The organism is Streptomyces jeddahensis (assembly GCF_001642995.1).
GTDB classification, from domain to species: domain Bacteria; phylum Actinomycetota; class Actinomycetes; order Streptomycetales; family Streptomycetaceae; genus Streptomyces; species Streptomyces jeddahensis.
This window is the reverse complement of the sequence record NZ_LOHS01000066.1, coordinates 32227-49366: the sequence shown is the minus strand read 5'-3', so window position 1 is coordinate 49366 and position 17140 is coordinate 32227. Positions and strand designations below refer to the sequence as shown.

Here is a 17140-nt window from a genome sequence, read left to right as displayed (position 1 = left end):
CGGGGCCTCGATGCAAATCGAGGCGCCCCGCTCCTGGCTGATGTCCGACGGACCGTCAGACGTCCACCACCACAGGGAGAATCATCGGGCGTCGGCGGTAGGTGTCCGAGACCCACTTGCCCAGCGTGCGGCGGATGAGCTGCTGCAGCTGGTGCGGGTCCACGACGCCGTCCTGGCCCGTGCGCTCCAGGGCCTCCCGGATCTTCGGGATCACGTCGTCGAAGGCCGAGTCCTCGATGCCGGAGCCACGGGCGTGGACGTGCGGGCCCCCGGTGACCTTGCCGGTGGTGGAGTCCACCACGACGAAGACCGAGATGATGCCCTCTTCGCCGAGGATGCGGCGGTCCTTGAGCGAGGTCTCCGTGACGTCGCCGACCGAGAGGCCGTCCACGTACACGTAACCGGCCTGGACCTTGCCGGAGATCTTCGCCTTGCCCTCGACGAGGTCGACGACGACGCCGTCCTCGGCGATGACGATGCGGTCGTGCGGAACGCCCGTGAGGGCGCCGAGCTCGGCGTTGGCGCGCAGATGGCGCCATTCGCCGTGCACCGGCATCAGGTTCCTGGGCCGGCAGATGTTGTAGAAGTACAGGAGCTCGCCGGCCGAGGCATGGCCGGAAACGTGCACCTTGGCGTTGCCCTTGTGGACGACGTTGGCGCCCCAGCGGGTCAGACCGTTGATCACCCGGTACACCGCGTTCTCGTTGCCCGGGATGAGTGACGACGCCAGGATCACCGTGTCGCCCTGGACGATGCGGATCTGGTGGTCGCGGTTGGCCATGCGGGACAGGGCCGCCATCGGCTCGCCCTGGGACCCCGTGCAGACGAGTACGACCTCGTCGTCCGGGAGGTCGTCGAGCGTTCTGACGTCGACGACGAGGCCCGGCGGGACCCTCAGGTAGCCGAGGTCGCGGGCGATGCCCATGTTGCGGACCATCGAGCGGCCGACGAAGGCGACCCGGCGGCCGTACTCGTGGGCGGCGTCCAGGATCTGCTGGATGCGGTGGACGTGGCTGGCGAAGCTGGCCACGATGATGCGCTTGCGGGCGCCGGCGAAGACCTGCCGCAGGACGTTCGAGATGTCGCGCTCGTGCGGCGTGAAGCCGGGGACCTCGGCGTTCGTCGAGTCCGAGAGGAGGAGGTCGATGCCCTCCTCGCTCAGCCGCGCGAAGGCGTGCAGGTCCGTGAGGCGGTTGTCCAGCGGGAGCTGGTCCATCTTGAAGTCGCCGGTGTGGACGACCATGCCCGCGGGCGTGCGGATGGCGACGGCGAGCGCGTCGGGGATCGAGTGGTTGACCGCGACGAATTCGCAGTCGAAGGGCCCGAGGCGTTCGCGGTCGCCCTCGGCGACCTCGAGTGTGTAGGGGCGGATGCGGTGCTCCTGGAGCTTGGCCTCGATCAGGGCGAGGGTCAGCTTGGAGCCGATCAGCGGGATGTCCGGCTTCTCACGGAGCAGGAACGGCACGCCGCCGATGTGGTCCTCGTGGCCATGCGTGAGGACGATGCCGTCGATGTCGTCGAGGCGGTCCCTGATGGACGTGAAGTCCGGGAGGATCAGGTCGATTCCGGGCTGCTCCTCCTCGGGGAACAGCACTCCGCAGTCGACGATCAGCAGGCGGCCGCCGTACTCGAAGACGGTCATGTTCCGGCCGATCTCGCCGAGGCCGCCCAGCGGGGTGACGCGGAGGCCCCCTTCCGGCAGTTTCGGCGGTGCGCCGAGTTCAGGATGCGGATGACTCAAAAGACTCTCCTGCCCATGCGCGCCACGTGCCGGACGGCAGATGGCGCGCATGACGTTCGTGCAATTGCGTATATGGATGGACTGCAGGTCCTTGACCTGCGGGTTCTGTGTATTGAGTTGTGAAGTCCGTGGTCAGAGCTCTACCCCGCCGGCCGCCAGATCGATCTTGAGCTGGGCGGTTTCCTCGGGCGAGAGCTCGACGAGGGGAAGGCGCAGCGGCCCGGCGGGCAGGCCCTGGAGTGCGAGCGCGGCCTTGGTCGTGATGACACCCTGTGTGCGGAACATGCCGGTGAAGACCGGGAGCAGCTTCTGGTGGATCTCGGTGGCCTTCTGGACGTCGCCGGTCGTGTGGGCGTCGAGCATGGCGCGCAGGTCGGGCGTGACGACGTGGCCGACGACCGAGACGAAGCCGATGGCGCCCACGGAGAGCAGCGGCAGGTTGAGCATGTCGTCGCCGGAGTACCAGGCGAGGCCCGAGCGGGCGATGGCCCAGCTGGCGCGGCCGAGGTCGCCCTTGGCGTCCTTGTTGGCGACGATGCGCGGGTGCTCCGCCAGGCGCACGATCGTCTCGGTGTTGATCGGCACGCCGCTGCGGCCCGGGATGTCGTAGAGCATCACCGGCAGCTCGGTGGCGTCGGCGATCGCGGTGAAGTGCCGGTAGAGGCCCTCTTGCGGCGGCTTGTTGTAGTACGGCGTGACGGTCAGCAGGCCGTGGGCGCCGGCCTTCTCGGCGGCGCGGGCCAGCTCGATGCTGTGGTGGGTGTCGTTGGTGCCGACGCCGGCCACGACGTGGGCTCGGTCGCCGACGGCCTCCAGCACCGCTCGTACCAGCTCTGTTTTCTCCGCGTCGCTGGTGGTCGGGGACTCGCCGGTGGTGCCGTTGACGACCAGGCCGTCGTTGCCTGCGTCCACCAGATGGGCGGCGAGCCGCTGCGCGCCGTCGAGGTCGAGTGCGCCGTCCGCCGTGAAGGGCGTGACCATGGCGGTGAGGACCCGCCCGAAGGGGGTCTGCGGAGTAGAGGTCGGAGCCATGGGTAACACGCTACTCGCTGCTCAGTGCGGGGTCCCCCCTCGGGGCATGCGACAAGTCGCGACAAATGCGGAGCCCGGCACTGCCTGCTCGGGGGTTCAAGCAGTGCCGGGTCCGTTTGATCAGGCTAGATGAACTTCGCCAAATGCCGCAATACGGACACTTCGCTCGGCTGATGCGCACATCTGTACCGGCTGTCTGAGCCGAGCCGCGAGCCCCTGTGGTCGCTACGGGGCCACGCGTCCGTTGGCGTTGAAGGCCGCGTACGTGAGGGGCATGAGCTTCGCCCACTCCGCCTCCATCTTCTCGCCGACCATCTCGATCTCCCGCTGCGGGAAGGACGGGACCTTCGCCAGCTCGTGCTGGGTGCGCAGGCCGAGGAAGTGCATCAGCGAGCGCGCGTTGCACGTGGCGTACATCGACGAGAACAGGCCGACCGGGAGGACCGAACGGGCCACCTCGCGCGCCACGCCCGCCGCGAGCATCTCCTGGTACGCCTCGTACGACTCGCGGTACGAGTCCTCCATCACGCGGCCGACGAGCTCCTGCTGCGCCTGGGTGCCCTCGACGAAGACGTACTTCCCGGGGCGGCCCTCCTGGACCAGCTTGCGGGACTCGTCGGGGACGTAGAAGACCGGCTGCAGCTCCCTGTACCGGCCGGACTCCTCGTTGTACGACCAGCCGACGCGGTGGCGCATGAACTCGCGGAAGACGAAGATCGGGGCGCTGATGAAGAACGTCATCGAGTTGTGCTCGAAGGGGCTGCCGTGCCGGTCCCGCATCAGGTAGTTGATCAGGCCCTTGGAGCGCTCCGGGTCCTTCTTCAGCTCGTCCAGGGACTGCTCCCCTGCGGTGGAGACGCGGGCGGCCCACAGCACGTCGGAGTCGCTCGCCGCGTGCTTCACCAGCTCCACGGTGACATCGCTGCGGAAGCTGGGCTTGGGGTCGTCGACGGGGCTGTCGGTCACGGCTCTGGGGGTCCTTCCATCACTTCTCTCGGGCGGCGCCCACTCTACGACCCGGCACTGACAACCGGCCGATCCAGGAGTGCCGCGACATTCGGCGTCGAACTTCGGAGAATTCCCCAAATCAGGGCACCATGGGAGATCGTCGAGCGTCTGTGTAGGTAGCAGCGTTCCGTTCGATTCATCCGAGGAGAAGCACCACCCATGTTCCGTCGGCGCGAGCCCGTCCCGTTCGCCTTCATCGCCGAAGCCGACAAGTTCCGCAGCAACGTCACTCCCCCTCCCCGTGAACGCGCCAGCGCCGGCCAGATCGCCGGGCGGACGCTCATCGGGCTCACCGTGGTCGCCGGGCTCGTGGGCTCCCTGCTCTTCGGGGTCCCCGCGCTGTCGGCCGACCAGTCGCCTGCGCATACGCAGCAGTCCGAGGCGTCCGACGGCCGCTGACGCTTCTGGCTGCCCGAACGGCGGTGCGTACCCCCATGGCCCGAGGGGTGCGTACCCCCATGGACCCCCAAGGGTGGTAGGCGGGGGCGCGGCTCGGTAGCCTCCTCGGGCACGAACCCGTGCGTGATCGAGTGAGGAACAGTCGTGCCCCTGCCCTTCCTGACCGCAGACCGCGCGTTTGACGAGGCAGCTAGCGATATCGCGCTGCCGTTCGACGACCGCGACCGGTGGCGGCGCCCCTACCGGCCGGGGCCGTGGCGGGTGGGTGCCGCCGCGCTTCTGCTGCTGCTCGCGTCGTACGTCCTCGTCGCCGCCGTGATCATCACCTTCGCCGGCAAGGCGTCGGGCGGTGCCGCGTGTGGAGGGCTGGCCGCGCTGATCATCGTGAGCGCGCTGCGGCTGCTGCGGGTGGGCACCTGGGTGAGCGCCCACGGGCTGCGCCGTGTGCGCTTCTTCGTGACCCGTACGGTGCCCTGGGGGCAGGTGGCGGCCGCGCGGACGGTTCAGCAGCCGGTGCGGTGGCTGGGCCTGCCGCGGACCGTGCAGGGGCAGGCCCTCGTCCTCGTACGCGCGGACGGGAGCGGTGAGCAGGAGCCCCTGCTCACCACCCACGACGCCGACTTCCTGGCCCGCCTCGAGGCCTTCGACCGGGCGGCGGACTCCGTCGAGGCGTGGGCCTACGAGTACCGGCGCTAGGCGCTCCGCGCTCCTCTGCTGGGGGGTGCCACGCTATGCCGTCGTATCGGTGCGGCGCCGTTGTGGCTGGTCGCGCAGTTCCCCGCGCCCCTATTGGGTGCAGCCACCGTCAGAAGGCCCCTGCCCGCCGTGGCCGGGGCCTTCAGAGGCGTATGCCTTCAGGCCCCGACCTCTTTCCCGTCGTGCAACGCGATCGCGCGTTGCATCGCCTTGCGGGCGCGTGGGGTGTCGCGGGCGTCGTGGTAGGCGACTGCGAGGCGGAACCAGCAGCGCCAGTCGTCCGGGGAGTCCTCGGTCTCGGCCTTGCGCTTGAGGAACACGGCGTCGGCCGAGTCGCGGTCGATGCGGCCGCCGGGCGTGCGGGCCAGCTCGTCCACCGGCAGGCCGCCCTCGGCGTCGAGCTCGGCGGCCAGCCGGTTGGCCTTCTGCACGAACTGTGTGTTCTTCCAGAGGAACCACAGGCCGATGACCGGCAGGATCAGCACCGCGACACCGAAGGTGACGGTGAGCGCGGTGCCCTGCTGTATCAGCAGCACCCCGCGGCTGCCGACCAGGACGAAGTAGACGACCAGGACGGCAGCCGTGACGACATAGGTGATCTTTGCGCGCATCTCTTCAGCTCTTGCAGCTCGTGAAGTTCTTGCAGCTCTTGCGTCGGCTCGGCCCGTGCCTCAGCCCAGGTCCAGGAAGTGTTCCAGGCCGAAGGTCAGGCCGGGAGTGGACACCACACGGCGGACGCCGAGCAGGATGCCCGGCATGAAGCTGCTGTGGTGCAGCGAGTCGTGGCGGATCGTGAGGGTCTCGCCCTCGCCGCCGAGCAGGACCTCCTGGTGGGCGAGGAGGCCGCGCAGGCGGACGGAGTGGACGGGGATCCCGTCGACGCTCGCGCCGCGCGCGCCGTCCAGGGCCGTCTCCGTGGCGTCCGGCGCCGGTGCCGTGCCCGCCGCACGCCGCGACTCGGCGATGAGCTGGGCCGTGCGCGTGGCGGTGCCCGAGGGGGCGTCGACCTTCTTCGGGTGGTGCAGCTCGACGACCTCCACCGACTCGAAGTAGGGCGCGGCGATCTGCGCGAACTTCATGTTCAGTACGGCCCCGATGGAGAAGTTCGGCGCGATGAGCACGCCCGTCTCCGGGGACTCGGCCAGCCAGCCCGTCAGCTGCGCGAGGCGCTCGTCCGTCCAGCCGGTCGTGCCGACGACGGCGTGGATGCCGTGGCGTACGCAGAAGTCGAGGTTGTCCATCACCGAGGCCGGCGTGGTCAGCTCGACGGCGACCTGGGCGCCGGTCTCGGCCAGCGTCTCCAGCTTGTCGCCGCGGCCCAGGGCCCCGACCAGTTCCATGTCCTCGGCGGCCTCGACGGCCTTGACCGCCTCGGAGCCGATGCGCCCCTTGGCTCCGATTACCGCCACGCGCAGCTTGCTCATCCCTTGTTCCTTACGTTCCGACGGGAGTGGGGAGACCGCCCGTACGACGGTCAAGCGGTCAAGCGATCCGGCGATCAGGGACCGCCACCACGGCGGTTCCCGGGCACGACACGCGCGCAGCCCGGAAACCGCCCTCAGCGCGGTCAGGAGACCGCTTCGTGCAGACGCGCGGCCTGCTTGTCCTTCAGCGGGCCGATGACCGACAGGGACGGCCGCTGCCCCAGGATGTCGCGGGCCACCTCGCGGACGTCGTCGGGGGTGACCGCCGCTATGTTCGCCAGCATGTCGTCGACCGACATCTGCTCGCCCCAGCACAGCTCGCTCTTGCCGATGCGGTTCATGAGCGCACCGGTGTCCTCCAGGCCGAGGACGGTGGAGCCGGAGAGCTGGCCGATGGCGCGGCCGATCTCGTCGTCGGACAGGCCGTGCTCGGCGACGTGCTCGAGCTCGTCGCGGCAGATCTTGAGCACGTCGTGGACCTGGCTGGGCCGGCATCCGGCGTAGACGCCGAAGAGTCCGCAGTCGGCGAAGCCCGAGGTGTACGAGTACACGCTGTAGGCCAGGCCGCGCTTCTCCCGGACCTCCTGGAAAAGCCGCGACGACATGCCGCCACCGAGCGCGGTGTTGAGCACGCCCATGGCCCAGCGGCGTTCGTCCGTGCGGGCGAGGCCGGGCATGCCGAGGACGACGTGGGCCTGCTCGGTCTTGCGGCCGAGCAGCTCGACGCGCCCTGCGGCGCGGATCGCCTTCCGGCCCTCGCGCGGGCCGAGGGGTTCGGCTGCGTTCCCCAAGAGCGCTCCGGCCTTCTCGAAGGCGGCGCGGACCTGGCGTACGACCTTGGCGTGGTCGACGTTGCCCGCGGCCGTCACGACCAGGTGCGTCGGGTCGTAGTGGCGCTTGTAGAAGCGGCGGATGCGGTCCGCGGTGAGGGCATTGACCGTGTCGACCGTGCCGAGGACCGGGCGGCCGAGGGGCGTGTCGCCGAGCATCGTGTGCGCGAACAAGTCGTGCACGCAGTCGCCCGGGTCGTCCTCGGTCATCGCGATCTCTTCGAGGATGACGCCGCGCTCGGCGTCGACGTCCTCTTCCTGGATCAGCGAGCTCGTCAGCATGTCGCAGACGACGTCGATCGCGAGGGGCAGGTCGGTGTCGAGCACGCGCGCGTAGTAGCACGTGTACTCCTTCGCCGTGAAGGCGTTCATCTCGCCGCCGACCGCGTCGATGGCGGCTGAGATGTCGAGGGCGCTACGGCGTGACGTGCCCTTGAACAGGAGGTGCTCGAGGTAGTGCGTGGCGCCGTTCAGCGTCGGGGTCTCGTCGCGGGAGCCGACGTGTGCCCAGATGCCGAAGGTCGCCGAGCGTACGGAGGGCAGGGTCTCGGTGACGACGCGGAGGCCGCCCGGCAGGGTCGTACGGCGGACCGTGCCGATGCCGTCCTTGCCCTTGAGGAGGGTTTGGGTACGGGCGACGGCCCGCGCCTCCGAAGAGGTGCGGGCCGTCGCCTTGGAGCTACGGGACGTCACTGGTCGGCGTCGTCCTTCTTTTCGTTGTCGGAGCCTTCCTCGCCCTCGATCACGGGAACGAGGGAGAGCTTGCCGCGGGAGTCGATCTCGGCGATCTCGACCTGGACCTTCTGGCCCACGCCCAGCACGTCCTCGACGTTCTCCACACGCTTGCCGCCGGCGAGCTTGCGGATCTGCGAGATGTGCAGCAGGCCGTCCTTGCCCGGGAGCAGCGAGACGAACGCACCGAAGGTGGTGGTCTTCACGACCGTGCCCAGGTAGCGCTCGCCGACCTCCGGCATGGTCGGGTTGGCGATGCCGTTGATCGTGGCGCGGGCGGCCTCCGCGGATGGGCCGTCGGCGGCGCCGATGTAGATCGTGCCGTCGTCCTCGATGGTGATCTCGGCGCCCGTGTCCTCCTGGATCTGGTTGATCATCTTGCCCTTGGGGCCGATGACCTCGCCGATCTTGTCCACGGGGATCTTGACGGTGATGATCCGCGGGGCGTTCGGGGACATCTCGTCCGGGCGGTCGATCGCCTCCATCATCACGTCGAGGATGTGGAGACGGGCGTCGCGGGCCTGCTTGAGGGCCGCGGCCAGGACGGAGGCCGGGATGCCGTCCAGCTTGGTGTCGAGCTGGAGGGCGGTCACGAACTGCTTCGTGCCGGCGACCTTGAAGTCCATGTCACCGAAGGCGTCCTCCGCACCGAGGATGTCGGTGAGGGTGACGTAGTGCGTCTCGCCGTCGATCTCCTGGGAGATCAGGCCCATGGCGATACCGGCGACCGGGGCCTTCAGCGGCACACCGGCGTTCAGCAGCGACATGGTGGAGGCGCAGACCGAACCCATGGACGTCGAGCCGTTGGAGCCGAGGGCCTCGGACACCTGACGGATCGCGTACGGGAACTCCTCGCGCGTGGGCAGCACCGGCACGAGCGCGCGCTCGGCCAGGGCGCCGTGGCCGATCTCGCGGCGCTTGGGGGAGCCGACGCGGCCGGTCTCACCGGTGGAGTACGGCGGGAAGTTGTAGTTGTGCATGTAGCGCTTGCGGGTCACCGGGGAGAGGGTGTCCAGCTGCTGCTCCATGCGGAGCATGTTCAGGGTGGTGACGCCCAGGATCTGGGTCTCGCCACGCTCGAACAGGGCGGAGCCGTGGACCCGCGGGATCGCCTCGACCTCGGCGGCGAGCGTACGGATGTCCGTGACGCCGCGGCCGTCGATGCGCTTCTTCTCCTTGATGACGCGCTCACGGACCAGGGTCTTGGTCAGCGAGCGGTACGCCGCGGAGATCTCCTTTTCGCGGCCCTCGAACTGCGGGAGCAGCTTCTCGGCGGCGAGGCCCTTGACGCGGTCCAGCTCGGACTCGCGCTGCTGCTTGCCCGCGATGGTGAGCGCCTGGGCGAGCTCGTCCTTGACGGCGGCGGTGAGCGCCTCCAGGACGTCGTCCTGGTAGTCGAGGAAGATCGGGAACTCGGCGGTCGGCTTCGCGGCCTTGGCGGCCAGGTCGGCCTGGGCCTTGCACAGGACCTTGATGAACGGCTTCGCGGCGTCCAGGCCCGCAGCGACGACCTCCTCGGTCGGCGCCTCGGCACCGCCCTCGACGAGCTTGATCGTCTTCTCGGTCGCCTCGGCCTCGACCATCATGATCGCGACGTCGCCGTCCTCCAGGGTGCGGCCCGCGACGACCATGTCGAAGACGGCGTCCTCGAGCTCGGTGTGCGTCGGGAACGCGACCCACTGGCCGCGGATCAGCGCGACGCGGACGCCGCCGATCGGGCCGGAGAAGGGCAGACCGGCCAGCTGGGTAGACGCGGACGCGGCGTTGATCGCGACGACGTCGTACAGGTGGTCGGGGTTGAGGGCCATGACCGTCGCGACGACCTGGATCTCGTTGCGCAGGCCCTTCTTGAAGGACGGGCGCAGCGGGCGGTCGATCAGACGGCAGGTGAGGATGGCGTCCTCGGAGGGACGGCCCTCACGGCGGAAGAAGCTGCCGGGGATCTTGCCGGCGGCGTACATCCGCTCCTCGACGTCCACCGTCAGGGGGAAGAAGTCGAGCTGGTCCTTGGGGTTCTTGGAAGCTGTGGTGGCCGACAGCACCATGGTGTCGTCGTCCAGGTACGCCACGGCGGAGCCGGCGGCCTGCTTGGCCAGGCGGCCCGTCTCGAAGCGGATGGTACGGGTGCCGAAGGAGCCGTTGTCGATGACGGCTTCGGCGTAGTGGGTCTCGTTCTCCACCAGCGGAATCTCCTCGTTGTCGTCCCCGAGCCCGTGTGGCGGGGGACGGTGGCGGAGAAGCGCGCCTTGTGTGCTGGCCGGTCTTCGATCGAAGCACCCGGGGGTTGGTGCCCGGGGGCCACTACCGAGGACCGGCGGCGGCTAGGGGCGCTCCTCCTCGATGTGTGGTGCGTGGCCGTACGCCGCGTCGCTTCGCGTACGTCACGTGTCCGATTTCGTATTGCGTTGTGCCAGCCAGCCTACAAAGTCGCAGTGACACTCCGCACGTACAGCAAAGGGAGCGGCCCCCTGTAGCGGGAACCGCTCCCTTCACGGCGTCTTACTTGGCGCCCGCCGCACCGCGGCGGATGCCGAGGCGGTCGACCAGCGCACGGAAGCGCTGGATGTCCTTCTTGGCCAGGTACTGCAGCAGACGGCGGCGCTGGCCGACCAGGATCAGAAGACCACGGCGGGAGTGGTGGTCGTGCTTGTGGGTCTTGAGGTGCTCGGTCAGGTCGGAGATCCGGCGCGACAGCAGAGCGACCTGGACCTCGGGGGAGCCGGTGTCACCCTCCTTGGTGGCGAACTCCGACATGATCTGCTTCTTCGTAGCGGCGTCGAGCGACACGCGTACTCCTCGTAGTCTCTTCGTGGCCACCGAGTGCCCCTGGTCCACTTCTCAGGGGAGCTTCCGTTACTCGGGAGGCGGGGCTCGCTGGGCGCGTCCTCCAGGGCCCTTGGGTCAGCCCTTGCGGGGCTTTCGGGCGGTCCGGGGGTGCGTACACAAACGGCCGTCACACAGCGTACCAGCCCGCACGTGGCCGGTTTTCCACCGGCGGCTCGGCGGGACCCCTTCAGACGCCGCCGCGGACCTTGCTGTAGACGTCGAGGACGGCCAGGCAGACCGGGACCAGGGACAGCAGCACCAGCGAGTCCGCGAGGTCCAGCATGCGGCCCCAGAAGGGGGAGAGGCCCTTCCGCGGCACGATCAGGGCGATCGCGATCAGGAGCAGTACGCCGGCTCCGACCGAGGCGCCGAGCCACAGGGTCCGTACGTCGACGGGACCGGAGTTGCCCTGGGCCAGGTCCATGAGGATCTGGTCCGGCGGCGAGATCGCGAGGCCGAGTACCAGCAGGCCGAGTGTGACGACACCGGCCACGAAGAGGCAGGTGACCTGCGCGGTGTACCGGAACAGGCGCGCCCGCAGCATCGCGGCGAGGCCGGTGCACAGGGCCAGCAGCTGGGCCCAGCCGCTGTCGCTGAAGCCGAGCACCGCGCCACCCGCTCCGATGACGACGACGGCGCAGCCGCCGACCAGTCCGAGCAGCAGTTCGTGGCCCCGGCTGGTCTGGGCGACGATGCGCTGGACGTCGACGGCCTCGAGGTCGCCCTCCTGGCCGTCGCGGCGGGCCCTGGCCAGGTCCTCCGGGTTGCGGAAACCGATCGGCAGCTTGGCGAAGCGGGCCGACCAGCCGGGCAGGAAGCCGACGACCGCCAGGGCGACGACCGCGGTGCCGGCGGCGATCTCCCGCGGTTTCGCCTCGGTGAGCACACCGCAGAACACGGCGAGCGTGCCGATCCCGGCGGCCAGTGCACCGGCCACGAACGGGGCGTCCCCCTGTGGCAGCAGCATGATCAGCACGACGGAGAAGATCAGTACGGCGACGCAGCCGACGAGGAACTGGAGCCTGCCGGGGCCTTCGCCCGCGTCCTGCGGAATGACGCCGGAGCCCGCGATGAGCGCGTGCGGCAGCGCCGAGACGCCGAGCGCGACGGCCGACCCGCGGTCCTCGTACACCCGGGCCCGTACGCCTGCGAGTGCCGTCAGGGCCAGTGCCGTCACGCCGGCGAGGATGCCCTGGAGGCCGTGCATGTCGTGCCGTATCGGGTCCGCGAACCAGAAGACGAAGCCGAGCATGATCAGCAGCAGCGATCCCGCGACAAGACCGGCAACCCGCATCAGGTTGTCGTTCCAGCTGCGGACGTCCTGCTTGACCGCGGCGGCGATCGCGTCCACCACGTCGTCGTGGACGGCCGGCGGCAGTGAGTCGGCGAACGTCCGCAGCAGGAGCACCTCGCCGTCCCTGACCCGGTGCTCGAGCAACGAACGGCTCGCGTCGAGCACTTGGCCGTCGCGGCTCACGAGGTGGTAGCCGGCGGGGCTGGTGTCCGACTGGACCAGGCCCGAGAGCCTGATGATCTCAGGAAAGAGGTCCTGGATCGGCAGGTCCTCGGGCAGCGCGACATCGACACGGCTGTCCGGCGCTGCGATGGTGATTCGGCAGAATCCCGTCGAAGTCCCCGTGCTCACCTGGTAGTTCCCCCTGCTAGACAAGGCTCCTTCGCGCCGTTCGTACGACGCGAAGCGCCACCCTATCCGTTGCCGTGGCGGGCGCAGGGCCTGCCTCCCTCATTCCTTCCAGGACCCCCTCCGCATCTCCATGCTCCTGACTCCCTCGGGCACTGGTCGCATCAGTAGGATCAACGCCTACGCGGACGACGCCTACGCGAACGAGAACACGTCGCGGTACACGGGGGCGTCGGTGCCAGGACGTATCAATCGCGAAGGATGAGTGCATCGGTGAGCGTCGTCATCATCAAACGGCCGCCGCGGATAGCGCCCCCGGTGGTCCCGGACGGCGAGGTCAAGCTCGAGACGCCGCCCGAGATCCCGCGCGAGGGCGACGAGAGCATGCTCATGAACCTGCTGCCCATGATGGGCATGGTGGGTTCCGTCGGCTTCTTCTTCATGCCGGGTCTGCCCTCCTACATGAGGGTGGTCGGCGGGCTGATGCTGGCCTCCACCTTGGCCATGGCCATCGCCCAGTTCGCCAGGGCCCGGCAGGGCGGCGGCGCGGGGATGGCCCAGGACCGGCGTGACTACTTCCGCTATCTCGAGCAGGTCCGCAAGGACGTGCACAAGACCGCGGAGCTGCAGCGGCGCAGCCAGCTCTTCCAGCATCCGGACCCGGACCAGCTGTGGGCGGTGGCGGCGGACGGCAAGCGCCTGTGGGAGCGGCGCCCGACCGACGCGGACTTCGCCTCCGTACGGGTCGGCCGTGGCGTCCAGCAGCTGAACACTCCGCTCGTCGCTCCGGAGACGGCGCCCAAGGACGAGCTGGAGCCGCTGACCGCGGCGGCCATGAAGGCCTTCCTCGACGCGCACGGCAGCCTGTCCGACCTGCCCGTCTCCGTCTCGCTGCGCGCCTTCTACCACGTGACGGTGTGCGGGGACACCGACACGGTCTACGGCAACGCCCGTGCCGCCCTGTCCCAGCTGGCGACGTTGCATTCGCCCGAGGACCTGCTGATCGCCGTGGTGGCGCACCCGTCGGCGGCGGCGGACTGGGACTGGATCAAGTGGCTGCCGCACAGCCAGCACCCGAAGGCCAAGGACGGAGCGGGCTCGGCCCGGCTGCTCTTCGACGATCTGGGAGAGCTGGAAGAGGCGCTGGCGGACCAGCTGGACGACCGGCCCCGCTGGAACCGTGAGGCGACTCCGGTCTACGACCAGCCGCACCTGATCGTGGTGCTCGACGGCGGCACCGTGCCCCCCGACTCCGAACTCGCCAGTGCCGAGGGGCTCCAGGGCGTCACGTTCCTCGAGATCGCCCCCGGCGAGCTGGAGGAGGAGCTCCGCGCCGGACTGACGGTCTACGCCAAGCCGGACAGGATGCGGCTGTTCGTCGGCCACGAGTCCGCGTACAGCGGCAAGCCCGACGTATTGAACGCGGCGCAGGCCGAGTCGCTGGCACGGCAGCTGGCCCCCTTCCGGGTCGGCTCCGCGGAGGAGGGCGAACCCCTCCTGTCCAACCTGGACTTCACGGATCTCATGGGCATCGGCGACGCGGGTTCCGTCGATGTCTCCCGCACCTGGCGTCCGCGCACCCTGCACGAACGGCTGCGGGTGCCGATCGGTGTCGGCGAGAACGGCGAGCCGGTCATGCTGGACCTCAAGGAGGCCTCGCAGGAGGGCATGGGCCCGCACGGCCTGTGTGTCGGCGCGACCGGCTCCGGCAAGTCCGAGCTGCTGCGTACGCTCGTGCTCGGTCTCGCGGTGACGCACTCCTCGGAGACGCTGAACTTCATCCTCGCGGACTTCAAGGGCGGTGCAACCTTCGCGGGTATGGCCGACATGCCGCACACCGCGGCCGTCATCACCAACCTCGCGGACGACCTCACGCTCGTCGACCGTATGCGGGACGCGATCACCGGTGAGATGCAGCGCCGGCAGGAGCTGCTGCGCACGGCGGGCAACTACGCCAACCTGCACGACTACGAGAAGGCCCGGGCGGCGGGCGCCGCCCTCGAGCCGATGGCCTCGCTGGTGATCGTGCTCGACGAGTTCTCCGAACTCCTCACCGCCAAGCCGGACTTCATCGACATGTTCATCCAGATCGGCCGCATCGGCCGTTCGCTGGGTGTGCACCTGCTGCTGGCCTCGCAGCGCCTGGAGGAGGGCAAGCTGCGCGGCCTGGACACCTATCTGTCGTACCGGATCGGTCTGCGCACGTTCTCCGCCGCCGAGTCCCGTACGGCGATCGGTGTCCCCGACGCCTACCACCTGCCGTCGATCCCCGGCTCCGGCTATCTGCGGTACGACACCGACACCATGGTCCGCTTCAAGGCCGCGTACGTGTCGGGGCCGTACCACGGCGAGGGCCCCTCCCGGGTGCACCGCTCGACCCAGCTGCGGCCCGCGCTGTTCACGGCGGAGCACGTGGCGCTGCCCCCGCAGCCGGTGATCGAGGAGCCGGAGGCGGACAACAGGGTGGACGATGCGCTCGCCGACACCGTCCTGGACGTCATCGTCGGCAAGATGGTCAACCAGGGACCGCCCGCCCACCAGGTGTGGCTGCCCCCGCTCGACGAGGCACCCTCCCTCGAGCAGCTCCTCCCCCAGCTCGCCGTCACCCCGGAGCGCGGCCTGACCGCGCCCGAGTACACGGCGCTCGGCCGGCTCACCGTGCCGGTCGGCCTGGTGGACAAGCCGTTCGAGCAGCGGCGCGACGTGCTGTACCGGGACTTCTCCGGCGGTGCGGGCCACGGTCTGTTCGTCGGTGGCCCGCAGTCCGGCAAGTCGACGCTGCTGCGCACGCTCATCTCGTCGTTCGCCCTCACCCACACGCCCACCGAAGTGCAGTTCTACTGCCTGGACTTCGGCGGTGGCGGTCTGATCTCGATGGAGGACCTGGCGCACGTCGGCGGGGTCGCCAACCGGCTCGACGCCGAAAAGGTCCGCCGGACGGTCAGCGAGGTCGAGGGCATCCTCAACACCCGCGAGGAGTACTTCCGGGCGAACAACATCGACTCGATCCAGACGTACCGTCAGCGCCGGGCGGCGGGACAGCTGCCCGACCAGCCCTGGGGAGACGTCTTCCTCGTCATCGACGGCTGGGCCACCTTCAAGACGGACTACGAGCTGCTCGAGTCCACCGTCACCGAGATCGCGACCCGCGGCCTCGGCTTCGGTGTGCACGTGATCCTGACCGCGAGCCGCTACACCGAGGTGCGGCCCGCGCTGAAGGACATGCTGCAGAACCGCATCGAGCTGCGGCTCGGCGACCCGACCGAGTCCGAGATCGATCGCAAGGTCGCGCAGAACGTCCCCGCCACCGTGCCGGGCCGTGGTCTGAGCCCGGACAAGCTGCACTTCATGACCGCACTGCCCCGGGTCGACGGCTCCTCGGAGACGGAGGACCTGGCGGAGGCGACGGCGATCCTCATCCGCGGCATCAACGACAACTGGGGGGCCAGCCACGCTCCGGCCGTACGGCTGCTGCCCACGCTCCTGCCGGCGGACCGGTTGCCCAAGGGTTTCGAGCACCCCGACCGCGGTGTGGCCATCGGTATCGACGAGTCGTCGCTCTCGCCGGTCTTCGTCGACTTCGAGACGGACCCGCTCTTCATCGTGTTCGGTGAGAGCGAGTCCGGTAAGTCCGCGATGCTGAGGCTGCTCGTCAAGCAGATCACCGAGCGGTACACGCCGGATCAGGCGAAGATCGTCATGGGTGACTACCGGCGCGCCCATCTGCAGGGCGTGCCGGAGACGCACCTGTCGCGGTACTGCGCGGCGGCGCCGGCCCTGGCCGAGACGCTGGAAGGTCTGGCCGGCTCCATGAGCCGTCGTATGCCGGGCCCGGACGTCACGCCCGAGCAGCTGCGCAACCGCAGCTGGTACAGCAGCCCGGACGCATTCGTCATCGTCGACGACTACGACCTGGTGGCGACGGGCATGAACCCGCTGGCCCCGCTCCTCGAGTACCTTCCCTTCGCCCGTGACGTCGGTCTGCGCGTCATCATCGCGCGCTCCTCGGGCGGTGCCAGCCGGTCGCTGTACGAGCCGGTGATGCAGCGGATGCGCGAGCTCGGCGCCCAGGGCGTCGTGCTCTCCGGCGACCGGACGGAGGGCGCGCTGCTGGGCAACATCACTCCGTCGCAGCTGCCGCCCGGGCGAGGGTACTTCCACACGCGGCGGCGCGGTGGGCAGCTGATCCAGACCGGGTGGCTTCCGGCCCGGTTCTGAGTCGCGGCGCTGAGTCGCGGCGCTGAGCGCGGAAGGGGCGGCACCCAGGGGGTGCCGCCCCTTTCTTGGGGTGGGTCTTGTCGGATGCCCTCGCTAAGGTGGCGTTGCGACAGAAGTGCCGAGTTACGGGGGGCAGTTGTGGCCAGCGACTGGATGGACGCCGATCCTGCGGTCCTCAAGACCGAGGGCTTCAACATGTTCACGGTGGGCCAGGACTTCAGCAAGGCCGTGCAGAGCCTGCAGAAGGGACTGAGCGCGCTCGAGGGCGGCACCGGCGCCACTCCGCCCTGGGGCGACGACGACATCGGCGAGAAGTTCGGAGTCGTCTACGAGGGCCTGCGCGACGGCATGTACCAGTCGATGGGCAGCCTGGCGGAGCGGCTTGCGGGGATAGGGCTGGCCTTCACCGAGATGGGCGTGCGGCACGAGCGCAACGAGGGGAACGAAGAAGCTGCTTGGCGTGACCTGACCTCCCAGCACGACGGCCAGGTGGAGATGCCGTCGGGCCCGATACACGGCACGCTGCGTCCTCATCAACAGCTCTGACCTGCAACGGATTTGTGACAGCAGCCTCTCAAGGTGCCTGCGGGTA

At 69.4% G+C, this 17140-nt stretch carries 13 protein-coding genes; 4 read left to right on the top strand and 9 right to left on the bottom strand.

The window, feature by feature from the left end; all coding sequences use genetic code 11:
- Window positions 1-55: 55 nt before the first annotated feature.
- From STSP_RS11375 to thyX, 3 genes are all read right to left on the bottom strand, one after another.
- On the bottom strand, window positions 56-1741 hold the full coding sequence (locus STSP_RS11375; protein ID WP_067275604.1) for a ribonuclease J: 1686 nt from the start codon (window positions 1739-1741) through the stop codon (window positions 56-58).
- Between the two features lie 132 nt (window positions 1742-1873).
- Window positions 1874-2773, bottom strand: coding sequence for a 4-hydroxy-tetrahydrodipicolinate synthase (gene dapA / locus STSP_RS11370; RefSeq protein ID WP_067275601.1), 900 nt, complete (start codon window positions 2771-2773; stop codon window positions 1874-1876).
- Window positions 2774-2998: 225 nt separating this feature from the next.
- Window positions 2999-3739, bottom strand: coding sequence for an FAD-dependent thymidylate synthase (thyX, locus tag STSP_RS11365; RefSeq protein WP_067275598.1), 741 nt, complete (start codon window positions 3737-3739; stop codon window positions 2999-3001).
- Between the two features lie 201 nt (window positions 3740-3940).
- Between thyX and STSP_RS11360 the strand changes: the two genes are divergently transcribed.
- Window positions 3941-4180 carry a hypothetical protein gene (locus STSP_RS11360; protein WP_067275595.1) on the top strand — a complete coding sequence of 80 codons (240 nt, stop codon included), beginning with the start codon at window positions 3941-3943 and terminating at the stop codon, window positions 4178-4180.
- A 144-nt stretch (window positions 4181-4324) separates the two neighbouring features.
- Window positions 4325-4876 carry a hypothetical protein gene (locus STSP_RS11355; RefSeq protein ID WP_067275594.1) on the top strand — a complete coding sequence of 184 codons (552 nt, stop codon included), beginning with the start codon at window positions 4325-4327 and terminating at the stop codon, window positions 4874-4876.
- Between the two features lie 158 nt (window positions 4877-5034).
- Here STSP_RS11355 and STSP_RS11350 read toward each other — a convergent pair whose 3' ends face one another.
- The 6 genes from STSP_RS11350 to eccD form a co-directional block, all read right to left on the bottom strand.
- Entirely contained in the window at window positions 5035-5487 is a 453-nt protein-coding gene (locus STSP_RS11350) for a tetratricopeptide repeat protein (RefSeq protein ID WP_067275591.1), read from the bottom strand.
- A gap of 60 nt (window positions 5488-5547) precedes the next feature.
- On the bottom strand, window positions 5548-6300 hold the full coding sequence (dapB, locus tag STSP_RS11345; RefSeq protein WP_067275589.1) for a 4-hydroxy-tetrahydrodipicolinate reductase: 753 nt from the start codon (window positions 6298-6300) through the stop codon (window positions 5548-5550).
- 143 nt (window positions 6301-6443) lie between these two features.
- Window positions 6444-7823 (bottom strand): M16 family metallopeptidase, encoded by a 1380-nt coding sequence (locus STSP_RS11340; protein ID WP_067275587.1) that lies wholly within the window; start codon window positions 7821-7823, stop codon window positions 6444-6446.
- Window positions 7820-10042 (bottom strand): polyribonucleotide nucleotidyltransferase, encoded by a 2223-nt coding sequence (locus STSP_RS11335; protein ID WP_067275584.1) that lies wholly within the window; start codon window positions 10040-10042, stop codon window positions 7820-7822. Before STSP_RS11335 ends, STSP_RS11340 begins: the two co-directional genes overlap by 4 nt.
- A gap of 319 nt (window positions 10043-10361) precedes the next feature.
- Window positions 10362-10649, bottom strand: a complete 288-nt coding sequence (rpsO, locus tag STSP_RS11330) for a 30S ribosomal protein S15 (protein ID WP_067275582.1) — start codon at window positions 10647-10649, stop codon at window positions 10362-10364.
- Window positions 10650-10875: 226 nt separating this feature from the next.
- On the bottom strand, window positions 10876-12333 hold the full coding sequence (gene eccD, locus STSP_RS11325; protein ID WP_078067082.1) for a type VII secretion integral membrane protein EccD: 1458 nt from the start codon (window positions 12331-12333) through the stop codon (window positions 10876-10878).
- Between the two features lie 270 nt (window positions 12334-12603).
- Here eccD and eccCa point away from each other — a divergent pair, with 270 nt between their 5' ends.
- Both eccCa and STSP_RS11315 read left to right on the top strand, forming a co-directional pair.
- Window positions 12604-16548 (top strand): type VII secretion protein EccCa, encoded by a 3945-nt coding sequence (gene eccCa / locus STSP_RS11320; protein ID WP_067275580.1) that lies wholly within the window; start codon window positions 12604-12606, stop codon window positions 16546-16548.
- A gap of 138 nt (window positions 16549-16686) precedes the next feature.
- Complete coding sequence (locus tag STSP_RS11315; RefSeq protein WP_107441262.1) at window positions 16687-17094, top strand: hypothetical protein; 408 nt, start codon at window positions 16687-16689, stop codon at window positions 17092-17094.
- Window positions 17095-17140 lie beyond the last annotated feature (46 nt).

What these genes read in the sequence shown, in the direction of transcription:
- dapA (WP_067275601.1), bottom strand. Translation starts at nt 2,773, where the DNA reads ATGGCTCCGACCTCTACTCCGCAGACCCCCTTCGGGCGGGTCCTCACC.
- STSP_RS11360 (WP_067275595.1), top strand. Translation starts at nt 3,941, where the DNA reads ATGTTCCGTCGGCGCGAGCCCGTCCCGTTCGCCTTCATCGCCGAAGCC.
- STSP_RS11350 (WP_067275591.1), bottom strand. Translation starts at nt 5,487, where the DNA reads ATGCGCGCAAAGATCACCTATGTCGTCACGGCTGCCGTCCTGGTCGTC.
- dapB (WP_067275589.1), bottom strand. Translation starts at nt 6,300, where the DNA reads ATGAGCAAGCTGCGCGTGGCGGTAATCGGAGCCAAGGGGCGCATCGGC.